This window comes from Nocardioides korecus (assembly GCF_054778395.1).
The window spans coordinates 242,439-267,537 of record NZ_BAAGZO010000006.1 but is presented as its reverse complement, the minus strand read 5'-3'; the positions used below and the strand labels follow the sequence as shown (position 1 = coordinate 267,537).

Genomic DNA, 25,099 nt, shown 5'->3' with positions numbered 1-25,099 from the left:
CGAACCCCGGCGCCGATGTCGAGGAGCGGCGACAATCAGCGGGTGACACCTGGAGAGTGGTCGGCCGAGGGCGAGTCGGTGCCCGTGTGGCCTGGGCACAACTGGCCGCTGGGAGCGACCTGGAGCGAGGAGTCCACGAACTTCGCCGTGCACTCCCCCGACGCGACCGCGATGTGGCTGTGCCTGTTCGACGACGCCCCGGGCGGGCCCGACGACCCCGGCGAGCGTGAGGTCGAGACCCGCTACCCCCTGACCGAGCGCAGCCTGGGGATCTGGCACGGCGCCCTGCCCGGCCTGGCTCCCGGTCAGCGCTACGGCTTCCGCGCCGAGGGTCCGTGGATCCCCCACCAGGGCCTGCGCTTCAACCCCGCGAAGCTGCTCCAGGACCCGTACGCCCGTGCGGTCAGCGGCGAGTTCACGACCAGCCCGGAGGTCTACGGCCACGTCCGCGACGACCTGGGCCAGGACCACCTCGACGACCGCGACGACCGCGACTCCGCGGCCCACGTCGGCCGCAGCGTCGTGGTCGACGACTCCTTCGACTGGAGCGGGGACGTCCGGCTCCGGACCCGGTGGCGCGACACGGCCGTCTACGAGCTGCACGTCAAGGGCTTCACCGCCCTGCACGACCGGGTCCCCGAGGAGCTGCGCGGCACGTACGCCGGCCTGGCCCACCCGGTCGTCACCGACTACCTGCGCGACCTGGGGATCACCGCGGTCGAGCTGCTGCCCGTGCACCAGTTCACCTCCGAGGCGCACCTCTCGGCCCACGGGCTGGGCAACTACTGGGGCTACAACTCGCTGTCGTTCTTCGCCCCCCACCACGCCTACTCCTCCTCGGGCGACCGGGGCCAGCAGGTCACCGAGTTCAAGCAGATGGTCAAGGCCTTCCACGCCGCCGGCATCGAGGTCTTCCTCGACGTCGTCTACAACCACACCGCCGAGGCCGGCGTCGACGGGCCGACCCTGAGCTTCCGCGGGCTCGACGACCTCGGCGCCTACAAGCGGGTCTCCGCCCAGCCCACCGAGCGTCGTGCCCCGGACACCTACTGGGACGTCACCGGGTGCGGCAACACCGTGAACGCCGAGGACCCGATGATGCTGCGGCTGATCATGGACTCGCTGCGCTACTGGGTCACCGAGATGCACGTGGACGGGTTCCGGTTCGACCTGATGTCGGCGCTGGCGCGCACGGGGCACGCCGTCGACATGACCGGCCACCTGCTCACCACCATCGGGCAGGACCCGGTGCTGCGACACGTGAAGCTCGTGGCCGAGCCATGGGACGTCTCGGCCGAGGGCTACCGGGTGGGTGAGTTCCCGGCGCCCTGGACGGAGTGGAACGACCAGTACCGCGACACGATGCGCGACTTCTGGTGCGCGAAGACCGACGGGGTGCGGACCGTGGCGACGCGGCTGGCCGGGTCCTCGGACCTCTACCTCGACGACGGCCGGTCGCCGTACGCCTCGGTGAACTTCGTGACCGCCCACGACGGCTTCACCCTGCGCGACCTGGTCTCCTACGACCGCAAGCACAACGAGGCCAACGGCGAGCAGAACCGCGACGGCACCGACGACAACCGGTCCTGGAACTGCGGCGTCGAGGGCGAGACCGACGATCCCGACGTCCAGGCGCTGCGGCGACGACAGGCCGCCAACCTGCTGGTGACCCTGTGCCTGTCCAACGGCGTCCCGATGCTCACCGCGGGCGACGAGCGCGGACGGACCCAGGGCGGCAACAACAACCCCTACTGCCAGGACGGTCCGGTCTCGTGGGTGGACTGGCGGGCCGAGGACGCGTGGCTCGACGTCTACGAGCTCGCGCGGACCGCCCTGCGGCTGCGGCGCGAGCACCCGGCACTGCGCCAGCGGCACTGGTTCGAGGGCCGCCCCAGCATCGTCGGCGGCCCCAAGGACCTCGCCTGGGTGCACCCCGCCGGGCGGGAGATGACGCCGGAGGACTGGCACGACCACGACCTGCGCACGGTCGGGATGTTCGTCTCCGGCGACCCGCTGCGCTCCCCCGGACCGCACGGCGAGCAGCAGCGCGACAGCAGCTTCATGCTCTGGGTCAACGCCTCCCCCGACCCCCGCACCGTCACGCTGCCGGTCAACGACTGGGTGCAGGCCGGGCGGGTCGTGCTCTCCACCGACCCGGGGGTCCCGGACGGGACCCGGCTGAGCGCCGGCGACGCCCTGCCGCTGGCCGGACGCTCGCTGGTGCTCCTGCAGCAGGCCTGAGGGCTCAGCCCCGGGCGGTCAGGACGAGCGGGTCGCCCGCGGTGATCGCGATGGTGTGCTCGGAGTGCGCACCGCGGGAGCCGTCGCCGCTGCGCAGCGTCCAGCCGTCTCGGTCGGTGAAGAGCTGGTCGGTGGTCTGCAGGAACCACGGCTCGATCGCGATCACCAGGCCGGGCTGGAGCTTGAGCCCGCGGCCGGGACGACCGTCGTTGGGGACGTGCGGGTCGCCGTGCATGGTGCGCCCCACGCCGTGGCCGCCGAAGTCGGTGTTGATCGAGAGGCCCTCCGCGCGGGCCACCGCGGCGATGGCGGCCGACACGTCGCCGAGCCGCTGGCCCGGCCGCGCCACCTCGATGGCGGCGGCGAGCGCGCGCTCGGTGGTGTCGATCAGGTCGAGGTCGGCCTGCGCGGGCGTGCCGACCACGAGGCTGACCGCGGAGTCGGCCACCCAGCCGTCGACGGAGGCGGCGAAGTCGACGCTGAGCAGGTCGCCGTCGCGCAGCGTGTAGTCGTGGGGCAGGCCGTGCAGCACCGCGTCGTTGACCGAGGTGCACAGCACCTTGCCGAACGGCATCGCCCCGAAGGACGGGTGGTAGTCGACGTAGCACGACGTCGCCCCCCGGTCGGCGATCATCCGTGCGGCCAGGGCGTCGAGCTCGAGCAGGTTGACCCCGACCGCAGCGGCCCCCTGGAGGGCCGTCAGCACGTCGGCCACGAACCTCCCGGCCGGCCGCATCTGCTCGATCTCGGCGGGACTGCGCAGCTCGATCACCTGGTCAGCCTAGGCGAGGGCCACCAGTCCCAGCTCGGCCGGGGAGGCCAGGGAGGGGTTCTTCGGCAGCACGCGGACGGTGTAGCCGAACGACCCGGCGCGGGTCAGCGCGAGGTGGCCGTCGAAGCGGTGCCGCCCGCCCTCGAGGGTCTCGGCCAGGGCCAGCGGGGTGGTCGTGGTGTCGACGAGCTGGTCCTCGCCCTTGACCCGGCCGTGCACGACCTGGACCTCGACGTCGTCGGGTGCGAGCGCGCCCAGCGAGACGAAGACCTTGAGGTCGAGCCCGCCACCGATCTCCGGGGAGTCGGCGAGACCCTCGGAGTCGACGTGGTCCACGCGGACCTCGCCCCAGCCGCTGCGCACGCGCTGCTTCCAGGCGGCCAGCTCGGCCGCGCCCTCGTAGGAGTGGTTCATCGCGCGGGCGGCGACGGCGGCCGGGGAGTAGAGCGTGTTGGTGTACTCGCGCAGCATCCGGGTCGAGAGCACCTTGGGCCCCAGCGACTTCAGGGTGTGGCGCACCATCTCCAGCCAGCGGGTCGGCACCCCCTCGGCGTCGACGTCGTAGAAGCGCGGCGCGACCTCGTTCTCGAGCAGGTCGTAGAGGGCCGCGGCCTCGATGTCGTCACGCTGGTCGGGGTCCTCGACGCCGTCGGCCGACGGGATCGCCCAGCCGTTGTTGCCGTCGTACCACTCGTCCCACCAGCCGTCGAGGATGGAGAGGTTCAGGCCGCCGTTGAGCGCCGACTTCATGCCCGAGGTGCCGCACGCCTCGTAGGGCCGCAGCGGGTTGTTCAGCCACACGTCGGTGCCGGGGTAGAGCGGCTGGGCCATCGCGATGTCGTAGTTGGGCAGGTACGCGACGCGGTGGCGGACCTCCGGGTCGTCGGCCAGCGCCACGATCGCCTGGATCAGGCGCTTGCCGCCGTCGTCGGCGGGGTGGGCCTTGCCGGCCATGATCAGCTGGATCGGCCGCTCCGGGTGCAGCAGCAGGCGCTTGAGGCGCTCGGGGTCGCTGAGCATCAGGGTGAGCCGCTTGTACGACGCAGCGCGCCGCGCGAAGCCGATCGTCAGGACGTCGGGGTCCAGCGCGGTGTCGACCCAGCCGAGCTCGGCGTCGGCCATGCCGCGCGCCAGGCAGGACTTGCGCAGGCGCACGCGGGCCTCCTCGACCAGGCGCTTGCGCAGGTCGCGCTTGGTCGACCACAGGTCGGCACCGGGGATCCGGTCGACGACGTCCCAGACGTCGTCGGAGTCCGAGTCGGTGTCGGCCCCGGCCTTGCCGGCCAGCTCGAAGACCTCGCGGGCCACCCAGGTGGGGGCGTGGACGCCGTTGGTGATCGAGGTGATCGGGACCTCGGCCTCGTCGAACGCGGGCCACAGGCCGTTGAACATGCCGCGGCTGACCTCGCCGTGGAGCTCGGAGACGCCGTTGGCGCGCTGCGCCAGGCGGAACCCCATCACGGCCATGTTGAACACACCGCGGTCGCCGCCGGCGTAGTCCTCGGCGCCCAGGCGCAGGATCCGGTCCAGCGGGACGCCGTCGACCGGGCTGCGGCCGCCGAAGTACTGCTCGACCAGGTCGCGCGGGAAGCGGTCGATGCCGGCCGGCACGGGGGTGTGGGTGGTGAAGACGGTGCCGGCGCGGGTGACCTCGAGCGCGGTGTCGAAGTCCAGGTGCGGGCCGGCCGCGTCGACGGTGAGCTCGCGGATGCGCTCGAGACCCAGGAAGCCGGCGTGGCCCTCGTTGGTGTGGAAGACCTCGGGCTCGGGGTGACCGGTCAGCCGGGCGTGCACGCGGATGGCCCGGACGCCGCCGACGCCGAGGAGGAGCTCCTGGAGGAGGCGGTGCTCGGTGGTGCCGCCGTACAGCCGGTCGGTGACCTCGCGCAGGTGGGCGGGGTTCTCCTCGATGTCGGTGTCGAGCAGCAGCAGCGGGACGCGGCCGACCTGGGCGACGAACACGCGGGCCACGAGGTCCTGGTCGCCCTGGTCGCCGCCGGGGACCGCGACCCGGACCTGGGCCGGGGAGCCGTCCTGCTCGCGGAGCAGGGTGATCGGCAGGCCGTCGGGGTCGAGCAGGGGGTAGCTCTCCAGCTGCCAGCCCTCGCGCGAGAACTGCTGGCGGAAGTACCCGTACTGGTAGAGCAGGCCGACCCCGATCAGCGGGATGCCGAGGTCGCTGGCGGTCTTGAGGTGGTCGCCGGCCAGGATGCCGAGACCGCCGGAGTACTGCGGCAGCACCGAGGTGATGCCGAACTCCGGGGAGAAGTAGGCGATGGCGCGCGGCATCGGGTTCTCGGCGTCGGCGTGGGCCGCCTTGCGCTGGAACCAGCGGTCGCCGGTGAGGTACTCCTCGAGGTCGGAGTGGGCGTTGGCCAGGCGGCGCAGGAAGCGCTTGTCCTTGGCCAGCTCCTCCAGGCGAGCGGTCGGGACCGCGCCGAGGGTCTTGACCGGGTCCTTGCCGCTGGAGCGCCAGAGCTGGGGGTCCAGGGTCTCGAAGACGTCCTGGGTCTCGGGGTGCCAGGACCACCGCAGGTTCAGGGCGAGGTCGCCCAGGAGACGGAGGGGCTCCGGCAGGACCGGGCGGACTGTGAATCGTCGGATCGCGCGCACGGGCAGGACCGTAGCGCAGATCGGTTTGATCGATCCAACGAAAACGCGGAATGACGCGATCGCACCAGACCGCCCCTCCCCCGGGCCCGCCCCGACCCACCGTTTGCGTGATCGCCTCTCACCCGGAAGTCTGGGCGCCATGGTCGGACGCATCCCCGTCATGGACGTGGCACCCGAGGTCAACCGCGGAGCCAACCCCGCGAAGGCGGCCGTCGGCGAGCAGGTCCCCGTCAGCGCCCTGGTCTTCCGCGAGGGGCACGACCAGCTCGGCGCCGAGGTGGTCCTCACCGACCCCTCCGGCACCCGTCGCGCCCCGGTCCCGATGGACGACGTGCCCGAGGACCTCCTGCGCAAGCGCGCGTGGGTCGTGCTCGACACCGTGGGGGCCTGGACCTTCGAGGTGCAGGCGTGGGGCGACCCGGTCGGCACCTGGCTGCACGACGCGCCACTGAAGATCCGCGCCGACGTGGACACCGAGCTGATGTTCACCGAGGGCGTGCTGCTGCTCGACCGGATCCGGGCCGAGCACGACGTGGCGCCGACCGACGCCCAGGCCCTCGAGGACACCGCGACCGCCCTGCGCGACACCGGCCGTCCCGTCGAGGCCCGGCTCGCCGTCGTGGAGTCCGAGGCGGTGGCGCGGCTGCACGCGGCGTACCCCCTGCGCGACCTGCTGACCACCGAGGGACCGTTCCCGCTCTTCGCCGACCGGCAGCGGGCGCTCTACTCCAGCTGGTACGAGTTCTTCCCCCGTTCCGAGGGCGCCCGCCTCGACGAGACCAGCGGAAAGATCGTCAGCGGCACCTTCCGCACCGCGGCGAAGCGGCTGCAGGCCGTGGCCGACATGGGCTTCCACGTGATCTACCTGCCCCCGATCCACCCGATCGGCGAGGTCAACCGCAAGGGGCCCAACAACACCCTGACCCCCGGCCCCGACGACGTCGGCTCCCCCTGGGCGATCGGCAGCAAGGACGGCGGCCACGACGCCGTCCACCCCGACCTGGGCACGATCGAGGACTTCGACGCCTTCGTCGCCGAGGCGCACCGCCTGGGCCTCGAGGTGGCGCTGGACTTCGCGCTCCAGGCCGCGCCCGACCACCCGTGGGCCACCGAGCACCCCGAGTGGTTCACCACCCGCTCCGACGGCACGATCGCCTACGCCGAGAACCCGCCGAAGAAGTACCAGGACATCTACCCGATCAACTTCGACAACGACCCGGAGGGGATCTACGCGGAGAGCGAGCGCCTGCTGCGGCACTGGATGTCGCACGGCGTGCGGGTCTTCCGCGTCGACAACCCGCACACCAAGCCGCTGGACTTCTGGGAGTGGCTGCTGGGCCGGATCCGCGAGACCGACCCCGACGTGATCTTCCTGGCCGAGGCCTTCACGGTGCCCCCGCGGATGCGCGCGCACGGCTCGGTCGGCTACCACCAGTCCTACACGCACTTCACCTGGCGCAACACCCGCTGGGAGCTCGAGCAGTACCTCGCCGAGGTGTCGCACGAGTCCGCGCACGTCATGCGCCCGAACTTCTTCGTCAACACCCCCGACATCCTGCCCACGTTCCTGCAGCACGGCGGGCCGCCGGCCTTCAAGATCCGGGCCGTCCTCGCGGCCACCGGGTCCCCGAGCTGGGGCGTGTACGCCGGCTACGAGCTCTACGAGCACCTCGCGCTGCGTCCCGGTGCGGAGGAGTACCTCGACTCCGAGAAGTTCCAGATCCGGATCCGGGACTGGGCGCGCGCCGAGGCCACCGGCGACACGCTGGCGCCGTACCTCACCCGGCTCAACCACGTGCGCGACGCCCACCCCGCGCTCCAGCAGCTGCGCAACGTGACGATCCACCACAGCGACGACGACGCGGTGCTGGTCTTCGCCAAGCGGACGGTCGACCGGACGGTTGGGACCGACGCAGAGGGGAACGGAGCCGACGACACGGTGATCGTGGTCGTCAACCTCGACCCGTGGCAGACCCACGAGACCACCGTCCACCTCGACCTGCCCTCGCTGGGGCTGGGCTGGGAGGACCGGTTCCTGGTCCACGACGAGCTCACCGGCCAGGACTTCGAGTGGGGTGCTCACAACTACGTCCGGCTCGACCCGCACCACGAACCCGCTCACGTGCTGAGCGTCAGGAGAGGTCTGTGACCCAGCCGTCCATGGAGTCCCGCGCCACCGCAGGCGCAGCGTCACCCGACGGCGACGGGCCCGGTGAGAGCGGGGTGCTGCCGAGCACCTCGGGCGACCCGACGGCCGCCGGCTTCGACCAGCCGGACTGGTTCAAGACCGCGGTGTTCTACGAGGTCCTCGTCCGGTCCTTCAAGGACAGCGACGGCGACGGCGTGGGCGACTTCCGCGGCCTGACCGAGAAGCTCGACTACCTGCACTGGCTCGGCGTCGACTGCCTGTGGGTGCCGCCGTTCTTCACCTCGCCGCTGCGCGACGGCGGCTACGACGTCGCCGACTACACCAACCTCCAGCCCGAGGTCGGCACGGTCGAGGACTTCCACCACTTCCTCGACGAGGCGCACAAGCGCGACATCCGCGTGATCATCGACTTCGTCATGAACCACACCAGCGACCAGCACCCGTGGTTCCAGGCCAGCCGCGAGGACCCCGAGGGCCCGTACGGCGACTTCTACGTCTGGTCCGACACCGACGACCTCTACTCCGAGGCCCGGATCATCTTCGTCGACACCGAGCCCTCGAACTGGACCTGGGACCCGGTGCGCCAGCAGTACTTCTGGCACCGGTTCTTCTCCCACCAGCCCGACCTGAACTTCGACAACCCCAAGGTCATGGACGCCATGCTGGAGGCGATGGCGTTCTGGCTCGACATGGGTCTGGACGGCTTCCGGCTCGACGCCGTGCCCTACCTCTTCGAGCGGCCCGGCACCAACGGCGAGAACCTCCCCGAGACCCACGAGGCGCTCAAGACGGTGCGCCGCTTCGTCGACGAGAACTACCCCGGCCGGGTGCTGCTGTGCGAGGCCAACCAGTGGCCCTCGGACGTCGTGGAGTACTTCGGCGACCCGGAGGTCGGCGGCGACGAGTGCCACATGGCCTTCCACTTCCCGGTGATGCCGCGGATCTTCATGGCCGTGCGCCGGGAGAACCGCTTCCCGATCTCGGAGATCCTCGAGCAGACCCCGGCCATCCCGGCCAACTGCCAGTGGGGCATCTTCCTGCGCAACCACGACGAGCTGACGCTGGAGATGGTCACCGACGAGGACCGCGACTACATGTGGAGCGAGTACGCCGGCGACCCGCGGATGAAGGCCAACATCGGCATCCGCCGGCGGCTGGCCCCGCTCCTGGACAACGACGTCAACCGGATGGAGCTGTTCACCGCGCTCCTGCTCTCGCTGCCCGGCTCGCCGGTGCTCTACTACGGCGACGAGATCGGGATGGGCGACAACATCTGGCTCGGCGACCGCGACGGCGTGCGCACCCCGATGCAGTGGACGCCGGACCGCAACGCCGGCTTCTCCCAGGCCACCCCGGGCAAGCTGCACCTGCCGACGGTGCAGGACCCCGTCTTCGGCTACCAGCGCGTCAACGTCGAGACCGAGCTGGACAACTCCTCCTCGCTGCTGCACTGGACGCGCCGGATGATCCAGACCCGCAAGCAGCACCCCAGCTTCGGCCTCGGGGAGTTCCACGACCTCGGCGGCTCGAACCCCTCGGTGCTGTCCTACGTCCGCGAGCACACCGACCCCGCGACCGGCCGCACCGACTCGGTGCTGTGCGTGAACAACCTCAGCCGCTTCCCCCAGCCGGTCGAGCTCGACCTGCGCCGCTGGGAGGGCGTCACCCCCGTCGAGCTGATCGGCGGCGTGCGCTTCCCCAAGGTCGGCGAGCTGCCCTACCTGCTGACGCTGGGGGGCTACGGCTTCTACTGGATCCGGCTGCCCGACCCGTCGGAGTCCGTCGAGACGGGAGCGCCCTCGTGACCCAGCACCCCCTGATGACGGCGTACCTCGCCGAGGCCCGCTGGTTCGCCGGCAAGGGCCGCGCGCACGAGGTGGTCGAGGTGACCCGCGTGGGCACCCTGCCCGGTCCCCCGTCGGTGACCATCGACCTGGTGACGGTGCGCTACCCCGGCACCGACGGCGCGCCCGACGAGGTCGAGCACTACCAGATGCCGCTCTCGCACTACGACGAGCCGCAGGAGCGGATCGCGCACGCCTCGCTCGGCCCGCACCACGACGACCAGCTCGGCGAGGTGCACTCCTACGACGCGGTCCACGACCGCGAGGCGATGGGCGTCTACCTGCGCGCGTTCGCGACCACCGCACCCGACAGCTCGCAGCCGTACGGCGGCCTCACCTTCCACCGCCTGCCCGGCCACGACCTGGACCTCGAGTCGCACTCCACGCTGTTCCGCGGCGAGCAGAGCAACTCCTCGGTGGCCTTCGGCGACGACAGCCTGATGAAGGTCTTCCGCAAGGTGACCCCCGGCCGCAACCCCGACATCGAGATCCACCGCGCGCTGACCGCCGCCGGCAGCAGCCACGTCGCCGCGCTCTACGGCTGGATCGAGCACGAGCAGTTCGACCTCGCGATGATCCAGCAGTTCCTGCGCACCGCCGCCGACGGCTGGGACCTCGCGCTGAGCAGCGCGCGCAACCTGTTCGCCGAGGCCGACCTGCACGCCGAGGAGGTCGGCGGCGACTTCGCCGGCGAGGCCCACCGGCTCGGCGTCGCCGTCAGCGACGTCCACGCCCTGCTGCGCGAGGAGTTCGGCACCTCGACCCTCGACGCCTCCGCCCGCGCCGAGGGCATGCGCCGCCAGCTGGTCGCCGCGGCCGCCGTCGTGCCGGCCCTGGGCCGGTGGACGGAGTCGCTGAAGGCGGTCTACGGCCGGATGGCCGACCTGGGCGGGGAGGCCCAGCGGGTCCACGGCGACCTGCACCTGGGGCAGACCCTGCGCACGTCCCTGGGCTGGAAGCTGGTCGACTTCGAGGGCGAGCCCGCCAAGCCGCTCGAGGACCGGCGGCTGCCGGACTCGCCGTGGCGCGACGTCGCCGGCATGCTGCGCTCCTTCGACTACGCCGCCCAGTCGGTGGTCAAGGACCTGCACTCCGGCGACGAGCCGAGCCCGCAGATCGCCTACCGCGCCCAGGAGTGGGTGGCGCGCAACCGCGAGGCCTTCCTCACCGGCTACGCCCAGCGGCGGCTCGACGCCGGCGGCTCGCCCCTGACCCCGGACGAGCTCACCCTCATCGACGCCTACGAGGCCGACAAGGCCGTCTACGAGGTCGTCTACGAGGCCCGCAACCGACCCACCTGGCTGGACATCCCCCTGGCCGCCCTCACGAGCATCGGAGCCCCACGATGAGCGACACCACCGGCCACCTGCTCGGCGAGATGGACCTCCACCTCATCAACGAGGGCCGCCACGAGCGCCTGTGGGACGCCCTCGGCGCCCACGTGGTGCCCGGCGGCACGGCGTTCCGCGTGTGGGCCCCCCGGGCGATGGAGGTCCAGGTGCGCGGCGACTTCAACGACTGGGACGGCTCGCGCGGCGTCCTGACCGCGGTCGGGTCCTCCGGGGTCTGGGAGGGCTTCGTCCCCGGCGCCACCCACGGCGACGGCTACAAGTTCCACGTCCGCGGCGCCGACGGCCAGTGGCGCGACAAGGCCGACCCGATGGCCTTCCACACCGAGGTCCCCCCGGCGACCGCCTCGCGGATCTTCGCCAGCACCCACACCTGGACCGACGACGAGTGGATGGAGCAGCGGGTCGCCGAGACCCGCCCCGACCAGGCCCCGATGTCGGTCTACGAGGTGCACCTCGCCTCCTGGCGTCGGCACCCCCACGGCGGGTCCTACTCCTACGACGAGCTCGCCGAGAGCCTTACGGCGTACGTCGTGGAGATGGGGTTCACCCACGTCGAGCTGCTGCCCGTCATGGAGCACCCCTTCGGCGGCTCCTGGGGCTACCAGGTCACCTCCTACTACGCCCCCACCTCCCGCTTCGGCGACCCCGACGGGTTCCGCCGGCTGGTCGAGGCCCTGCACAACGCGGGCGTCGGCGTGATCGTGGACTGGGTGCCCGCGCACTTCCCCAAGGACGAGTTCGCGCTCGCGCGCTTCGACGGTAGCCCGCTCTACGAGGACCCCAACCCGACGCGGGGCGAGCACCCCGACTGGGGCACCTACGTCTTCGACTTCGGGCGCAAGGAGGTGCGCAACTTCCTGGTCGCCAACGCGCTCTACTGGCTCCAGGAGTTCCACGTCGACGGCATCCGGGTCGACGCGGTCGCCTCGATGCTCTACCTCGACTACTCCCGCGAGGCCGGTGAGTGGGAGCCCAACGTCCACGGCGGCCGGGAGAACCTCGAGGCCGTCGGGTTCCTCCAGGAGATGAACGCCACCGTCTACAAGAACGTCCCCGGCGCCATCACCGTGGCCGAGGAGTCGACGTCGTGGCCCGGCGTCACCCGCCCCACCAGCGCCGACGGCCTGGGCTTCGGCTTCAAGTGGAACATGGGCTGGATGCACGACTCGCTGGCCTACGTCGACCGCGACCCGGTGCACCGCGGCTACCACCACCACCAGCTGACCTTCTCGATGGTCTACGCCTACTCCGAGAACTACGTCCTGCCGATCAGCCACGACGAGGTCGTGCACGGCAAGGGCTCCCTGCTGACCAAGATGCCCGGCGACCGCTGGCAGCAGCTCGCAGGAGTGCGCGCCTACCTGTCGTGGCAGTGGGCCCACCCGGGCAAGCAGCTGGTCTTCATGGGCTCGGAGTTCGCCCAGGAGCACGAGTGGGCCGAGCAGCGCGAGCTGGACTGGTGGCAGCTGGAGGACCAGGGTCACGCCGGCGTGCAGCGCCTGGTCAGCGACCTCAACCACGTCTACGTCGACACCCCGGCGCTGTGGAGCCAGGACTGCGACCCGGCCGGGTTCGCCTGGCTCGAGGCCGACGACGCCTCGCGCAACACCGTGGCGTTCCTGCGCTGGGGCTCGGACGGGAGCGCGCTGGTCTGCATCAGCAACTTCTCGGCCGTGCCGCACGAGGGCTACCTCGTCGGCCTTCCCTGGACCGGTGAGTGGAGCGAGGTGCTCAACACCGACGCCGAGGTCTACGGCGGCTCCGGCGTGGGCAACCTCGGCACCGTGACCGCCCACCCGCAGGCGCACCACGGCCAGCCCGCCTCGGCCTCTCTGCGGGTCCCCCCTCTCGGCACGCTCTGGTTGACCTCGCGCCGGTGAACCACCTGCTCACCAGCCTCGGCGACGTCGCCGAGCGGGTCTGGCCCGTCCTGCTCTTCCTCGTGCTGATCCAGGTGGTCGCCGACCTGTGCGACGACGCCCGGCTCTTCGACGTCTCCGCCCACCTCGCCGCGCGTCTCGGGGGCGGCAGCCGGATGGTGCTGTTCCTGCTGTTCACGCTGCTGGCCACGGTGGCCACGTGGGTGCTCAGCATCGACACGACCGCGGTGCTGCTCGCGCCGATCGGGCTGGCGCTGGCCGCCGAGCTCGGGATCAGCGCGCTGCCGTTCGCGTTCGCCTCGATCTGGCTGGCCAACACCGCCTCGCTGCTGCTGCCGGTGTCGAACCTGACCAACCTGCTCGCGCAGTCGCGGATGGGCACCGGCGCGGTCGGGTTCATGGCCGAGACCTGGGCTCCGCAGCTGGCCGTGCTCGTGGTCGTCGTGCTCGTGCTGGTGCTGCGCCACCGGGCGGCGCTGAGGGGCTCCTACGAGGTCCCGACCAGCCTCCCGGCGTACGACCCGGTGCTGCTGCGGACCGCGACGGCCGTCGTGGTGCTGTTCGGCCCCGCGATCGTGGTCGGGCTCGAGGCATGGGTGGTGGCCCTGGTGGCCACGGTCGTGCTGGTCGTCGCCTTCGCCGTACGCCGTCCCGCGGCCGTCGCGCCCCGCCGCCTGCTCGGCCTGGTCCCCTGGTCGGTCCTGGTCTTCGCGATCGTGCTCTTCGTGGTCGTCCAGGTGCTCGTCGACGAGGGGTCGGGCGTGCTCACCGCCTTCTTCGGCACCGGCGGGTCGCTGGTGGACCTGCTCCGGCTGGCCGGGACCAGCGGGGTGCTGGCCAACGTGGTCAACAACCTGCCCGCCTACCTGGTCGCCGAGCCCTTCGCCGGCAGCCACGAGCGCCTGGTGACGGTCCTGATCGGGGTCAACGTCGCCCCGATGCTGCTCGCCTGGGGCTCGCTGGCCAACCTGCTCTGGCTGCGCTCCTGCCGCGCCCGCGGGCTGTCGGTCTCGATCGTGCGCTTCGGCCTCGAGGGCCTGCTCGTCGTCCCCCTCGCGCTGGTCGCCGGGGTCCTGGCGGTCCACCTCCTGTGAGGCGGCTGCTCACGCAGGTCCCGATGTCGGTCGCCGGGGCGACCTGCTCCGCCGACGGAGGGTCGCGGCCCTAGGGTGGCGGGCGTGGCTGCCGACCTCACCCCCGTCTCCCCCGGCGTCGTCCGGGTCTCCTGGACCGACGAGCTGCAGGACCAGGGGCTGCGTCCGTCCGCCGACCGGGTCCGGGAGCTGGTCGAGTCGGCGTTCAAGGGCGGCGCGACCCGGGTCGAGGCCCACGTCGACCCCGACGACGAGGCCGCCCAGCGCGTCGCGACGTTCTCCGGCCTGATGCGCGAGGGCGTCGCGCGCGGGGCCGTGGAGTCGGACGGCGCCCACCACGACCGGGTCGTCTACGCCCGGCTCGCCCACGACGCCCCGCTGGAGGACCCCTCCGGGTTCCGCACGCTGCTCAACTCGTTCCTGCCGCGCAAGCGCGCGATCTCGCAGCTGCTGGTGCGCAGCACCGACGGGCGCGTGCTGCTGTGCCAGCTGACCTACAAGCGCGACCTCGACCTGCCCGGCGGCGTCGTGGAGGTCGGCGAGTCGCCGCAGCTCGCGGTCGAGCGCGAGATCACCGAGGAGCTCGCGCTCGAGCTGCCCGCCGGCCGGCTGCTGCTCACCGACTGGCTGCCCCCGTGGGGCGGCTGGGACGACGCGGTCTGCCTGGTCTTCGACGGCGGCGTCCACGACCCCTCGATCGTGGACGCGGTGGTGCGCCAGGAGCGCGAGATCCGCTCGGCGGGCTTCTTCGGCATCGCCGACGTGCGCGCGCGCTGCGCCGACTTCACCGCGCGGCGGATCGAGGCGGCGCTGCGCAACACCACGAGCGACCCGGGGCCGGCGTACGTCGAGAGCGGTCGGGGGCTCCCGGGCTAGGAGCCGGCCCTCACCACTGCTCGTCCTCGGGCGTCACCGGCGCCGGCGGGCCGACGCGCAGCGCGGACCAGCCGCGGCGCAGGATCTTCTCGGTCATCCGGGCGTTGATCCAGGCGGTCGTGCCCCACACGAGCACCCAGGCCAGCACCACCGGCCAGGTCGGGCGGGACGCCTCGGCCCCGACCAGGAGCCCGACGGCGAGGCTGGCGTAGAGCGCCACCCACAGCGCGAGCAGGCTCAGCGGGAGCGTGAGGACGACCAGGGCGACGTACCACACCTCGCTCTCGGCCAGCATCGCGACGCCGGCGACCACCGCCACCGTGGTGACGTAGGTCTGCCCCAGCGGTGAGAGCCGCACGTAGGGCTGCACCCGGTCCATGGGCGCCATGCTGCCACGCGCGCCCGGCAGCCGCCGGACCTGTCCGGGCCCGACCGGGGCGTGGTAGGCAGGGCGGTGTGCTGGAGGACTTCACCACGACCGACGTCGACGTCGACGGGACCCGCGTGCACGCGGTCGTGGGCGGGGAGGGGCCGCCGCTGCTGATGCTGCACGGCTACCCCCAGACCCACGTGATGTGGCACGCGGTGGCACCGGTCCTGGCGCGCACGCACACGGTGGTGCTGCCCGACCTGCGGGGGTACGGCGACTCCGACCGGCCCGCCTCGCAGCCGGACCACGCCCAGGCCTCCAAGCGGGCGATGGCCGCCGACCAGGTCGGGCTGATGCGGCACCTGGGGTTCGAGACGTTCGCCGTCGTCGGGCACGACCGCGGGGCACGGGTGGCCCACCGGCTCTGCCTGGACCACCCGGCGGCGGTCACGCGGGTGGCGCTGCTCGACATCGCCCCCACCCGGCACGTGCTCACCCACGTCGACCTCGCGCTGGCCACGGCGTACCACCACTGGTTCCTGCTCGCCCAGACCGCCGACCTGCCCGAGCGGCTCCTCGGGGCGGACCCGGCGTACTGGGTGCGTCGCAAGCTGGTGCAGTGGTCGGCCGCCGACGGCATCGAGGCCTTCGACGACGAGGCCGTGGCGGCGTACGTCGCGGCGTTCGAGGACCCCGAGGTGGTGCGCGCGACCTGCGAGGACTACCGCGCCGGGCTCGGGGTCGACCTCGTGCACGACGAGGCCTCGCACGCGGCCGGGCAGCGCGTGACCTGCCCCGCCCTGGTGCTGTGGGGCGCGGACGGCTTCGTGGGGTCGGCGTACGACGTGCCCGCGGTGTGGCGGGCGTACGCCGAGCAGGTCACCGGCCGTGCCCTGCCCGGCGGCCACTTCCTCCCCGAGGAGAACCCGGCCGGCACCCTGGAAGCACTCGTCCCCTTCCTCACCTGACCCCAGCCCCCTCCAGCCCCCCAGCCCCCCAGCCCCCTCCAGGAGGGCCCACCCGCCGGCCGACGAGGCTCGTCTGTCGGCCGAGGAGGCTCATCTGGCCGCCGAGGAGGCTCGTCTGGCGGCCGAGGAGGCCCACCTGGTCCGCGAGGAGGCCTCGTCTGGTCCGCGAGGAGGCTGGTCCCGTGCTGGATCGGCGGCGCACCGGGGCCCGCCGCAGGACGGGCAGCCGACCGGAGGAGACGGAACTGTCGGCCCAGCCGGGATCGGGGACGCGTGGTGGTAGCCCGGACCGGATCGAGCTGTGTCCGGCTGCCTGCGCGCCCCACCAACAGTCGAGCCCCTCTCAGCGACCAGATGAGCCCCCTCGGCCACCAGATGAGCCCCCTCGGCCACCAGATGAGCCCCCTCGGCCGCCAGATGAGCCCCCTCGGCCGCCAGATGGGCCCCCTCGGCCGCCAGATGGGCCGCTTCGGCCGCCAGATGAGCCCCCTCGGCTAGAACAGGGCGGAGGCGAGCTCGCGGCGGGCCCGCTGGACGCGGGGGTCGTCGTTGCCGACGGCGCCGAAGAGGCTGACCAGGTGCGTGCGGGCGCGGTCGCGCTCGGGGCCGGCGGAGCGGCGCACGAGGTCGATCAGGCGGCGGAACGCGTCGTCGACGTGGCCGCCGAGGAGGTCGAGGTCGGCGACCATGATCTGGGCCTCGACGTCGTCGGGGGCCGCAGCGGCGGCGGCGCGGGCGGTGTTCAGGTCGACGCCCTCGGTGCGCTGGAGCAGCTGGGCCATGGCCAGGCCGGCGGCGGCCTCGGCGTCGGCGGGGTTGGCGCTGACCAGCTTCTGGTACTCCACGACGGCGGCATCGACGTCACCGCGCTCCAGGGCGTCCTGGGCCGGGGCGTAGCGCGGGTCGAGCTGCTCCTCGCCGGTCTCGGCGTCGACCTCGCCCGCGCCCGAGCGGGGTTGGTGGCGCCCGGTGATGCCGCTGGCGGTGAGCTGCTGGAGCACCGAGGTGATCGCCTGGCGCAGCTCCTCCACCGGCGCGGCGTCCTGGAGCAGCGGCATCGGGCGGCCCTGGGCGACGAGCACCACGAGCGGCACCGACGGGATCTGCATCGCCTGGGCGATCTGCGGCACGGCGTCGACGTCGACGCGCCCGAGCAGGAACCGGCCCTCGAACTCGGCGGACAGCGCCTGGAGGTCGGAGGCCAGGGTGACGCTCGCGGGCGAGCGGCCGGGGCTCTCGAAGGCGAGCAGGACCGGCGCCGTGCGCGAGGCCTCCAGGACGTCCTGGAAGTTCTCCTCCGTTACCACCACGGCGTACGCCGCGCTGGCCCCGGGCGCCGCGGCGCCACCTGCCGCAGGAGCACCCGCCGGGGCCTGCAGGCCGGAGAGGTCGATCGCGCCGGGACGGGAGAAGGACTGCTGACTCATGCCGGTGAGGATACTGAAGGCCGCTGCGACGTCGGGGCGGTGCACCCGAACGGGGGCACGGGTGCACCGCGTCCCTCAACGTGGCACGCCCCCCACCCACGGTCAACGACGTGGTCCGAGACCCGGCGACCGGTCAAGACCACCGGGGTCAGAAGCGGGCCGGCTCCCGGTACTCGCCCCACTCGGCGCGCAGGGCGTCGCAGATCTCACCCAGGGTCGCCTCGGCCCGGCACGCCTCGACCATGGCCGGGACCATGTTGCGGTCCTCGCGGGCCGCGGCCAGCATGTCGGCGATCGCGGCCTGGACGGCGGCGTCGTCGCGACCGGCCTTGCGCTCGGCCAGCAGTGCCACCTGCTCGGTCTCGACCTCGTGGGAGACGCGCAGGATCTCCAGGGTGCTGGTCACCGACTCGGGCAGCACGTTGACGCCGACGACCTTCTTCTCCTTCTTCTCCAGCGCGATCTGGTAGGTGAAGGCCGCGTCGGCGATCTCGGACATGAACCAGCCGTCCTCGATGCCGCGCAGGAGGCCCTGGGTGACCGGGTCCTCGCCGTTGCGCGCGGACTCCGCGAGGCGCTCGACCTGGTCGTGGCGCAGGTCCGAGCCGCCCATCTCGAGGATCTTGTCGAAGATCGCGTTGGCCTCGGCCTCGATGCGGTCGGTGAGCGCCTCGACGTACCAGGACCCTCCGAGCGGGTCCGCGACGTTGACCACGCCGGTCTCCTCCATGATCACCTGCTGGGTGCGCAGGGCGATCTCGGCGGCCTGCTCGCTGGGCAGCGCCAGGGTCTCGTCGAGGGCGTTGGTGTGCAGCGAGTTGGTGCCGCCCAGGACGGCGGCGAGCGCCTCGATGCCGGTGCGGACGACGTTGTTGTAGGGCTGCTGGGCGGTCAGGGAGACCCCGGCGGTCTGGGTGTGGAAGCGCATCCACTGGGCCTTCTCGGTCTTCGCCCCGTAGACGTCGCGCAGCCAGCGCGCCCAGATCCGGCGACCGGCGCGGAACTTGGCGATCTCCTCGAAGAAGTCGAGGTGGCTGTCGTAGAAGAAGCTCAGGCCCGGGGCGAAGACGTCGACGTCCAGCCCGCGGGAGAGGCCCAGCTCGACGTACCCGAATCCGTCGGCGAGGGTGAAGGCGAGCTCCTGCGCGGCCGTCGAGCCGGCCTCGCGGATGTGGTAGCCCGAGACGCTCAGGGGCTTGTACGCCGGGATGTTCTCGACGCAGTACTCCATCAGGTCGCCGATCAGCCGCAGGTGCGGCTCGGGACCGAAGAGCCACTCCTTCTGGGCGATGTACTCCTTGAAGATGTCGGTCTGCAGGGTGCCGTTGAGCTTGGACAGGTCGGCGCCCTGGCGCTCGGCGGCGACGAGCATCATGCAGAAGACCGGCACGGCCGGCCCGCTGATCGTCATCGAGGTGGTGACCTGCTCGAGCGGGATGCCCTCGAAGAGCACGTCCATGTCGGCCGCGGAGTCGATGGCCACGCCGCAGTGGCCGACCTCGCCCAGCGCGCGCGGGTCGTCGGAGTCGCGGCCCATCAGCGTCGGCATGTCGAAGGCGACCGAGAGGCCGCCGCCGCCGCGGCCCAGGATCATCTGGTAGCGCTCGTTGGTCTGCCGGGCGTTGCCGAACCCGGCGAACTGGCGGATCGTCCAGGGCCGCCCGCGGTAGCCGGTGGCGTGCAGGCCCCGGGTGAAGGGGAACTCCCCGGGCCACTCGGAGTCCTCGGTGCCGTACGCCGGGTCGACCTCGGTGCCCGACAGGGTGGTGAAGTCGGCGTCGCGGACCCGGCCCCCCGCCAGTGCCGCGTCGTACCGCTGCGTCCAGCGCTGCCTGGCTGTGTCCCCGGTCACCTCGTCCATGCAGGCGATCGTAGGTGGCGGAGTGAACGAGCGCTAACAGACCTGTCCCGTTCCTCGCACCCGGCCGCCCGGCGCGACCCCGGGGCAGTAGTCTCCCGGAGGATCAGCCCCACCCACGAGGAGTGCCGTGCCCGAGGTCAAGCCCCTGCAGAAGGTCCTGGTCGCCAACCGCGGCGAGATCGCCGTCCGCGTCATCCGTGCGTGCAAGGACGCCGGCCTCGGCAGCGTCGCGGTGTACGCCGAGCCCGACCGCGACGCGCTCTTCGTGCGCCTGGCCGACGAGGCCCACTCGCTGAACGGGTCGACCCCGGCGGAGTCCTACCTCGACATCGCCAAGATCGTCGCCGCGGCGCAGGAGTCCGGCGCCGACTCGGTGCACCCCGGCTACGGCTTCCTGGCCGAGAACGCCGACTTCGCCCAGGCCGTCATCGACGCCGGGCTGACCTGGATCGGCCCGCCGCCGGCCGCCATCGAGGCGCTGGGCGACAAGGCCAAGGCCAAGCACATCGCCGAGCGGGCGAACGCGCCGCTCGCCCCGGGCACCAAGGACCCCGTCAAGGACGCCGACGAGGTGATCGCCTTCGCGAAGGAGGCCGGGCTGCCGGTCGCGATCAAGGCCGTCTTCGGTGGCGGCGGGCGCGGCCTCAAGGTCGCCCGCACCATGGAGGAGATCCCCGACGCCTACGAGTCGGCCGTGCGCGAGGCCGTCTCGGCCTTCGGCCGCGGCGAGTGCCTGGTGGAGAAGTTCCTCGACCAGCCGCGCCACGTCGAGACCCAGTGCCTGGCCGACCAGCACGGCAACGTCGTGGTCGTCTCGACCCGCGACTGCTCGCTGCAGCGCCGCAACCAGAAGCTGGTCGAGGAGGCGCCCGCGCCGTTCCTGACCGAGGACCAGACCACCCGGCTCTACGAGAGCTCCAAGGCGATCCTGCGCGAGGCCGGCTACCACGGTGCCGGCACCTGCGAGTTCCTCGTCGCCCAGGACGGCACCATCTCCTTCCTCGAGGTCAACACCCGCCTCCAGGTCGAGCACTGCGTCTCCGAGGAGGTCACCGGCCTGGACCTCGTGCGCGAGATGTTCCGGATCGCAGCGGGCGAGGAGCTGGGGTACGACGACCCGGAGATCCGCGGCCACTCCATCGAGTTCCGGATCAACGCCGAGGACGGCGGCGCCGGCTTCATGCCCGCCCCCGGCACCCTCACCCGCTGGTCGCCCCCGTCGGGCCCGGGCGTGCGCCTGGACGGCGGCTACGAGGAGGGCGAGACCATCCCGGGCGCCTTCGACTCGCTGATCGCCAAGCTGATCGTGTCGGGCCGCGACCGCACCCAGGCCCTGGAGCGCTCGCGCCGCGCCCTCGACGAGTTCGTCGTCGACGGCATGCCGACCGTGATCCCCTTCCACGCCGCCGTCGTCCGCGACCCGGCCTTCGTGGGCGACGAGGACGGCTTTACCGTCTACACCCAGTGGATCGAGACCGACTTCGACAACCAGATCCAGCCCTACAGCGGCGGGTCGGCGGACGCCGCGGAGGCGGGCGAGCGCCAGAAGGTCACCGTCGAGGTCGGCGGTCGCCGGCTCGAGGTGGTCCTGCCCGGCGACCTCGCCGTCTCCGGCGGCACCGGCGCGCGCGGCGCCGCGAAGAAGCCGCGCCGCAAGGGCGGGTCCAAGGCCGCCGCGGTCTCCGGCGACGCCGTCGCCTCGCCCATGCAGGGCACGATCGTCAAGGTGACCGTCGAGGACGGCGCGACCGTCGCCGAGGGTGACGCCATCGTGGTGCTCGAGGCGATGAAGATGGAGCAGCCCCTCAAGGCCCACAAGGCGGGCGTCGTCACCGGCCTGACCGCCCAGGTCGGCGCCACCGTCACCAACGGCGAGGTCGTCTGCGAGATCAAGGACGCCGAGTAGGCGCACCCCGACCAAGCCCCACGAGCCCTCCCGGCGCCACGCCGGGAGGGCTCGTGCGCGTCGGGCCCACCTCCGCTACTCTAAGTCAATCCAGTTACTCGACTTTAGGTGGTGGCGCCATGCGCGGTGACCCGAGCTGGGGCGGCCATGGACGCGGCGGGGAGGGTGACTGCTGCGTGGTGGTCGTCGGGGCCGGCGCCGGCGGTGCGCTCACGGCGTGCCACCTGCTGACCGGGCTGTCGCCGCGCTACCGGGTCGCGCTGGTGGACCCCTCCCCCACGACGGGCCGCGGGCCGGCGTACGCCACGACCGACGACCGGCACCTGCTCAACGTCCCGGTCAGCGGCATGAGCGCGTTCCCGCGCGACGCCGAGCACTTCCACCGCTGGGTGCGCCGGCACCACGACGCCGCGACGCAGCCGCAGGACTTCGTGCCGCGTCGGGTCTACGGCGACTACGTCGAGGACCTGCTCACCCAGGCGGCCGACTTCCCGGGCAACGCCCGTCTCGAGCGGCGCCACGACACCGTGGTCGGGATCGACCGCCGCGGGGACCGGTTCGTCGTGCGCCTCAACTCCGGGCCCGCGATCGTCGCCCGCGCGGTGGTGCTGGCCACCGGCGCCCGCCCCGGGACCGCGTGGGCGCCGGCCGAGCTGCGCGCCTCCGCCCGCCTCGTGGACGACCCTTGGACCCAGGAGCTGCCCGACGGCGACCTGCTGCTGGTGGGCACCGGCCTGACCATGGTCGACGTGGCGCTCTCCGCCGCCCGCGAGGGCCGCACGCTGCACACGGTCTCGCGCCACGACGAGCTCCCGCGCGCCCACCGGGTGCCGACCACCCCGGCCGTGCCGCCCCCGCCCGGGATCACCCGCGTGACCGACCTGGCCGGGCTGCGGCGCACGGTGACGGCCCACGTGGAGCGCACCCGCGCGGCCACCGGTGACTGGCGCCCGGCGGTCGACGGCCTGCGACCCGTCACGGCCCAGCTGTGGCAGGGGCTCGACGAGGCCGACCGGCGCACCTTCGTCGAGCAGGACGCCCGCGACTGGGACGTGCACCGGCACCGGATGCCCCCGGCACGGCCCGGCGGCTGGACGACCTGCTCGCGTCCGGCCGCCTCGTGCGCCACCGCGGCACCGTCTCGACCGTGCGCGGCTGCCCCCAGGGCCTGGAGGTCGGCCTGTCCGACGGCTCCACCCTGCGGGTCGCCGGGGTCGTCGGCTGCACGGGCCCGGTCGGCACGCTCGCGGCCAACCCGCTGCTGCACGCCCTCGCCCGGACGGGCCTGGTGCGCCCGGGACCGTCCGGGCTGGGCATCGACACCCGCGACGACGGCCGGGTCACCGGGGTGCTGCCCTCGGGGATGCCGTTCTACGCGCTCGGGGCGCTGCGGCGCGGCAACCTGTGGGAGACCACGGCGATGCCGGAGATCCGCGAGCAGGCCTACGACGTGGCCCGGGCGGTCGTGCGCGGACTGCACGGGGAGTCGCGACGCCGTCCGCGCGACCTGCTCGGCCTCACCCTGACCGCGAGCAGGCGCGCCGCGACGGCGTACGACGTGGCCCTGGGGCGCCTGCTCCGCCTCCAGGACGGTGTCGAGGAGGGGCTCGAGCGCGCCGTCGCGCTCGACCCCGGGTTCGCCCAGGCCCACGCCGCGCTGGCCCTGCTGGGTCACGAGTGGGGCGAGGCCGGGTCCTGGCGCTCGGCGCTGGCGGCCGCCCACGCCGCGGCCTCCGAGCGGCACCTGGACGACCGCGAGGTCAGCTTCCTCGACGCCGTCACCACCCGGCTGCGCAGCGACGAGGCCACCGGGGCCGCGGCGCTGCTGCGCCACGTGCGGCTGTTCCCGCGCGACGCCCTCGCGGTGGGCGTGGCCCTCCCGACGGTGGCCTTCGGCGGCCTCACCTCGGGCTCGCAGACCGCCGACCTGGTCGAGAGCCTGGGCCGGGCCTACGGCGACGACTGGTGGTACGCCGGCCAGCTGGCCTTCGTGCGCCAGGACCAGGGCCGGTGGGCCGAGGCCGAGGCGCTGGCCGACCACGCGCTGTCGGTCGAGCCGGCCTCGGGGCACGCCGTGCACGCCCGGGCCCACGTGCTCCTCGAGACCGGGCGGCACGCCGAGGGCCTGGCCTGGCTCGACGGGTGGATCCGCAGCTGCGGCCGCGACGCCCGGCACCGCTCCCACTTCTCCTGGCACGCAGCGCTGCACGAGCTCGCGCTCGGCGACGTCGAGGCGGTGGGTGCCCGCTACGTCCGCGAGCTGGCACCGCCGGCCGTCACCGGGTCCCGCGCCCTGGTCGACAGCGCCGCCCTGCTGTGGCGCTGCCGGGTCACCGGCGTCGAGCTGCCGGCCGCGGCCGCCCCCTCGGTGCGGGCGGCGGCGCCCGACGGCTGGCTGATCTCGCCCCCCACCCCGTTCGCCGCGCTGCACGCCGCGCTGGCCCTCGCGGTCGAGGACGACGCCGCCGGCCTGGCCGCCCTGCGCGCGACGTCCCTCGCCCACGCCGACCCGGTCTTCCGCGAGGTGCTCGCCCCGGTCTGCCGGGCGCTCCAGTCGGTCGTCGAGGGCGACCACGCGGGCGCGGCGACGGTGCTGCGCGACGTGCTGCCGCGCACCGGCTCGCTGGGCGGGAGCGCCGCGCAGCGCGAGGTGCTCGAGGACACCCTGGTCCACGCGCTCGCCCGCTCGGGCCGGGGCGAGGAGGCCGCCCGCGTGCTCGACCGGCGTCTCCACCGCCGCCCCTCGGTCCTCGACGCACGGCTGCGCGACCGGGCCCGCTCGGTGGCCGGCCGGACCGCCTGAGGGCCCGGGCCCTACCGGAGCCCGGGGTGCACCCGGGCCAGCCCGCGCGACAGCAGGCCCTTGGGGGCCAGGTGGGCCAGGGCGGCGCCGACCCGGTTGGCCGCTCCCGGCACGACGACTGCGCGACCGGCGTCCAGCCCCGCCACCGCGGCCCGCGCCACGTCCTCGGGAGAGACCCAGAGCGGGCCGGGCAGCGCCTTCTCGAAGTCGTCGTGGTCGAAGCCGGCGGCCTCCCCGAACCCGGTGCGCACGGGTCCGGGGCACAGCGTCGTCGCGCTGACCCCGGTGCCGCGCAGCTCGACGGCCAGGCCGCGGGTGTAGGACAGCACGAACGCCTTGCTCGCGGCGTACGCCGCCTGGCCCGGCAGCGGCTGCCACGCCGCGGTGGAGGCGACGTTGAGGACCGCGCCGGCGCCCCGCTCGACCATGCCGGGCAGGAACCGGCTGCACAGGTCGACGACCGCGGTCACGTCGACCTCGACCATCGCCACCTCGCGCTCGGGGTCGCTGCGGTGGACGGCGCCGAGCGTGGACCACCCCGCGTTGTTGACCAGCACCTGCGGCACCCACCCGCGACCCGTGAGCTCGCCGAGCAGGCCGGCCCGCGAGTCACGGTCCCCGAGGTCGGTGGGCAGCACGTGGGACGGGGAGGGCAGGGTCGAGGCGACGGCCTCGAGCCGCTCCGCGGACCGGGCCACCAGGACGATCTCGTGGCCGCGCCGGGACAGCTCCCGCGCGATCTCGGCACCGATGCCGCTCGAGGCGCCGGTGACGAGGGCGACGTGGCCTGGGACGGGGCGCGGGATCGACATGCCGCCGAGGCTAGCGAGCGTGACGCACCTCACCCGACGGCGTCCCACGGGTCGGCTCAGGCGGGCTCCGGGCGATCACGGGGCGCCGGCACGCGAGGTATGTCCGACCTACTCGCGAGTTGGATGACGAC

General features: G+C 73.1%; 17 protein-coding genes. 11 read left to right on the top strand and 6 right to left on the bottom strand.

Features of this window, described 5'->3' with window-relative positions; translation table 11 throughout:
* Nucleotides 1–42 precede the first annotated feature (42 nt).
* Complete coding sequence (gene glgX, locus ACYVDA_RS13945; RefSeq protein WP_460818992.1) at nt 43–2,241, top strand: glycogen debranching protein GlgX; 2,199 nt, start codon at nt 43–45, stop codon at nt 2,239–2,241.
* 4 nt (nt 2,242–2,245) lie between these two features.
* On the opposite strand, the gene map is transcribed toward glgX, so the two are convergent.
* Together map and glgP are read right to left on the bottom strand one after the other, a co-directional pair.
* Nucleotides 2,246–3,013, bottom strand: a complete 768-nt coding sequence (gene map, locus ACYVDA_RS13940; RefSeq protein ID WP_460818991.1) for a type I methionyl aminopeptidase — start codon at nt 3,011–3,013, stop codon at nt 2,246–2,248.
* Between the two features lie 9 nt (nt 3,014–3,022).
* Entirely contained in the window at nt 3,023–5,626 is a 2,604-nt protein-coding gene (glgP, locus tag ACYVDA_RS13935; protein ID WP_460818990.1) for an alpha-glucan family phosphorylase, read from the bottom strand.
* A 139-nt stretch (nt 5,627–5,765) separates the two neighbouring features.
* Between glgP and ACYVDA_RS13930 the strand changes: the two genes are divergently transcribed.
* From ACYVDA_RS13930 to ACYVDA_RS13905, 6 genes are all read left to right on the top strand, one after another.
* On the top strand, nt 5,766–7,775 hold the full coding sequence (locus tag ACYVDA_RS13930; RefSeq protein WP_460818989.1) for an alpha-1,4-glucan--maltose-1-phosphate maltosyltransferase: 2,010 nt from the start codon (nt 5,766–5,768) through the stop codon (nt 7,773–7,775).
* Entirely contained in the window at nt 7,772–9,580 is a 1,809-nt protein-coding gene (gene treS, locus ACYVDA_RS13925) for a maltose alpha-D-glucosyltransferase (protein WP_460818988.1), read from the top strand. Before ACYVDA_RS13930 ends, treS begins: the two co-directional genes overlap by 4 nt.
* The gene (locus ACYVDA_RS13920) at nt 9,577–10,968 is read left to right on the top strand and encodes a maltokinase N-terminal cap-like domain-containing protein (RefSeq protein ID WP_460818987.1); all 1,392 of its coding nucleotides are present in this window, start codon (nt 9,577–9,579) and stop codon (nt 10,966–10,968) included. The genes treS and ACYVDA_RS13920 overlap by 4 nt, the downstream gene beginning before the upstream one ends.
* Nucleotides 10,965–12,851 (top strand): 1,4-alpha-glucan branching protein GlgB, encoded by a 1,887-nt coding sequence (glgB, locus tag ACYVDA_RS13915; RefSeq protein WP_460818986.1) that lies wholly within the window; start codon nt 10,965–10,967, stop codon nt 12,849–12,851. Before ACYVDA_RS13920 ends, glgB begins: the two co-directional genes overlap by 4 nt.
* A complete protein-coding gene (locus ACYVDA_RS13910; protein ID WP_460818985.1) occupies nt 12,848–13,945 on the top strand; it encodes an SLC13 family permease in 1,098 nt (365 codons plus the stop codon). The genes glgB and ACYVDA_RS13910 overlap by 4 nt, the downstream gene beginning before the upstream one ends.
* 84 nt (nt 13,946–14,029) lie before the next feature.
* Entirely contained in the window at nt 14,030–14,821 is a 792-nt protein-coding gene (locus ACYVDA_RS13905) for an NUDIX hydrolase (RefSeq protein WP_460818984.1), read from the top strand.
* Nucleotides 14,822–14,831: 10 nt separating this feature from the next.
* On the opposite strand, the gene ACYVDA_RS13900 is transcribed toward ACYVDA_RS13905, so the two are convergent.
* A complete protein-coding gene (locus ACYVDA_RS13900; protein WP_460818983.1) occupies nt 14,832–15,200 on the bottom strand; it encodes a hypothetical protein in 369 nt (122 codons plus the stop codon).
* A 77-nt stretch (nt 15,201–15,277) separates the two neighbouring features.
* Here ACYVDA_RS13900 and ACYVDA_RS13895 point away from each other — a divergent pair, with 77 nt between their 5' ends.
* Together ACYVDA_RS13895 and ACYVDA_RS13890 are read left to right on the top strand one after the other, a co-directional pair.
* Nucleotides 15,278–16,159, top strand: coding sequence for an alpha/beta fold hydrolase (locus ACYVDA_RS13895; RefSeq protein WP_460818982.1), 882 nt, complete (start codon nt 15,278–15,280; stop codon nt 16,157–16,159).
* Between the two features lie 354 nt (nt 16,160–16,513).
* A complete protein-coding gene (locus ACYVDA_RS13890; RefSeq protein WP_460818981.1) occupies nt 16,514–16,657 on the top strand; it encodes a hypothetical protein in 144 nt (47 codons plus the stop codon).
* Here ACYVDA_RS13890 and ACYVDA_RS13885 read toward each other — a convergent pair.
* Together ACYVDA_RS13885 and ACYVDA_RS13880 are read right to left on the bottom strand one after the other, a co-directional pair.
* The gene (locus ACYVDA_RS13885) at nt 16,654–17,586 is read right to left on the bottom strand and encodes a co-chaperone YbbN (RefSeq protein ID WP_460818980.1); all 933 of its coding nucleotides are present in this window, start codon (nt 17,584–17,586) and stop codon (nt 16,654–16,656) included. The genes ACYVDA_RS13890 and ACYVDA_RS13885 overlap by 4 nt on opposite strands.
* Before the next feature lie 148 nt (nt 17,587–17,734).
* Nucleotides 17,735–19,447 (bottom strand): acyl-CoA mutase large subunit family protein, encoded by a 1,713-nt coding sequence (locus ACYVDA_RS13880; protein ID WP_460818979.1) that lies wholly within the window; start codon nt 19,445–19,447, stop codon nt 17,735–17,737.
* A gap of 127 nt (nt 19,448–19,574) precedes the next feature.
* Here ACYVDA_RS13880 and ACYVDA_RS13875 point away from each other — a divergent pair, with 127 nt between their 5' ends.
* Nucleotides 19,575–21,353, top strand: a complete 1,779-nt coding sequence (locus ACYVDA_RS13875; RefSeq protein WP_460818978.1) for an acetyl-CoA carboxylase biotin carboxylase subunit — start codon at nt 19,575–19,577, stop codon at nt 21,351–21,353.
* Between the two features lie 119 nt (nt 21,354–21,472).
* Nucleotides 21,473–22,879 carry an FAD/NAD(P)-binding protein gene (locus tag ACYVDA_RS13870; protein WP_460818977.1) on the top strand — a complete coding sequence of 469 codons (1,407 nt, stop codon included), beginning with the start codon at nt 21,473–21,475 and terminating at the stop codon, nt 22,877–22,879.
* Nucleotides 22,880–24,167: 1,288 nt separating this feature from the next.
* On the opposite strand, the gene ACYVDA_RS13865 is transcribed toward ACYVDA_RS13870, so the two are convergent.
* Nucleotides 24,168–24,968, bottom strand: a complete 801-nt coding sequence (locus ACYVDA_RS13865) for an SDR family NAD(P)-dependent oxidoreductase (RefSeq protein WP_460818976.1) — start codon at nt 24,966–24,968, stop codon at nt 24,168–24,170.
* Nucleotides 24,969–25,099: the final 131 nt, after the last annotated feature.

What these genes read in the sequence shown, in the direction of transcription:
- ACYVDA_RS13865 (WP_460818976.1), bottom strand. Translation starts at nt 24,968, where the DNA reads ATGTCGATCCCGCGCCCCGTCCCAGGCCACGTCGCCCTCGTCACCGGC.
- glgB (WP_460818986.1), top strand. Translation starts at nt 10,965, where the DNA reads ATGAGCGACACCACCGGCCACCTGCTCGGCGAGATGGACCTCCACCTC.
- ACYVDA_RS13880 (WP_460818979.1), bottom strand. Translation starts at nt 19,447, where the DNA reads ATGGACGAGGTGACCGGGGACACAGCCAGGCAGCGCTGGACGCAGCGG.
- ACYVDA_RS13885 (WP_460818980.1), bottom strand. Translation starts at nt 17,586, where the DNA reads ATGAGTCAGCAGTCCTTCTCCCGTCCCGGCGCGATCGACCTCTCCGGC.
- ACYVDA_RS13890 (WP_460818981.1), top strand. Translation starts at nt 16,514, where the DNA reads ATGAGCCCCCTCGGCCACCAGATGAGCCCCCTCGGCCACCAGATGAGC.
- ACYVDA_RS13870 (WP_460818977.1), top strand. Translation starts at nt 21,473, where the DNA reads ATGCGCGGTGACCCGAGCTGGGGCGGCCATGGACGCGGCGGGGAGGGT.
- ACYVDA_RS13930 (WP_460818989.1), top strand. Translation starts at nt 5,766, where the DNA reads ATGGTCGGACGCATCCCCGTCATGGACGTGGCACCCGAGGTCAACCGC.
- ACYVDA_RS13900 (WP_460818983.1), bottom strand. Translation starts at nt 15,200, where the DNA reads ATGGACCGGGTGCAGCCCTACGTGCGGCTCTCACCGCTGGGGCAGACC.